Annotated in this window: 3 protein-coding genes; 1 reads left to right on the top strand and 2 read right to left on the bottom strand. The window is 38.4% G+C overall.

What is annotated here, in order from left to right:
• Positions 1–201: dihydroneopterin aldolase (locus AC3WVG_RS12225; protein ID WP_488798394.1), on the top strand; the 201-nt coding region annotated here is incomplete at its 5' end.
• Here the strand turns inward: AC3WVG_RS12225 and AC3WVG_RS12230 are convergent.
• Entirely contained in the window at positions 178–618 is a 441-nt protein-coding gene (locus AC3WVG_RS12230; RefSeq protein ID WP_028834877.1) for a YqaA family protein, read from the bottom strand. The two genes, AC3WVG_RS12225 and AC3WVG_RS12230, sit on opposite strands and share 24 nt — an antisense overlap.
• A gap of 91 nt (positions 619–709) precedes the next feature.
• On the bottom strand, positions 710–1082 hold a 373-nt coding region (locus AC3WVG_RS12235; RefSeq protein WP_488798395.1), incomplete at its 5' end, for a DUF4870 domain-containing protein.

Below are 1082 nucleotides of genomic sequence, written 5' to 3' on the forward strand. Positions count from 1 at the left end.
CTTAACTACAAAGTGATTACTAAAGAGGTAATTAGCTTAGTGGAGCAAGGACACTTTTTATTGTTAGAAAAACTAGTTGCTGAAATCCTTGCTGTTTGCCACTCACACCCAAGCGTTAATTATGCTAAGGCTCGAGTAGATAAACCTCATGCGTTGCGCTTTGCCGATTCGGTTTCTTTAACCCTCGACTGGCACAAATAATCCAACGGCAAGGGCTATTACCGCTAAATAACGTAACCCCTTGCCGAGCGTTACCAGCACTAAAAACGTAGTAAAGCGAACTTTAAACACGCCGCCAATAACGGTTAGTGGGTCGCCAACGATGGGCAGCCAAGCAAACAACAGGCTATAAACACCATATTTATTAAACTGCTTTTGTGCTTTTTTAAGCCCTTTTTCAGATACTGGAAACCATTTTTTATCTTTAAAACGCAATGCCTGCGTCCCTAACCAATAGTTAACACAACTGCCCAGTACATTACCCAAGGTTGCTGCAAACCAAATCAGCCATAAGTTAGTATTGCCTTGCATGATCATGCCACCCATCAATACTTCAGACGAGCTAGGTAATAACGTGGCAGATATAAATGCTGTAAAAAATAATGTTATATAGAGCATCTTTCCCTTATGGCTAAAAACTAAACCCAGCAATTAGCTGGGTTTGAACGACTTTTTAACTTAAAACCAATTCACCGAATAATAAAAACAGTTATTTTATCAAATTTAAGCTAAGGGGATAATTAAACTCTTTGCCATCGTTGGCTTTCACGCTTGCGATAACCACCATCACAAATGAAAAAATAGCCACCATAGGTAACAGTAGTAAACCAACCGCTGCAAAAATTAGTAAAAAACAAACAAAATAAGCTATAGCCATAGTAATTTGAAAATTAAGGGCTTTTTTTCCATGTATATCAACAATTGGCATTTCATCTTTTTTAATTAACCAGATAATAAGAGGGCCGAGTACCGACCCAAATGGCACAATAAACCCCGCTAATGCACTTAAATGACATAGCATTGCCCATGTGCGGTCATCTTTATTGACGACTTTAATCTCTTGATTTTGTTCCATTACACTC

This window comes from Desulfovulcanus sp. (assembly GCF_982781345.1).

Excerpts from the sequence above, each read along its gene's own strand:
- AC3WVG_RS12230 (WP_028834877.1), bottom strand. The coding sequence starts at position 618 with ATGCTCTATATAACATTATTTTTTACAGCATTTATATCTGCCACGTTA.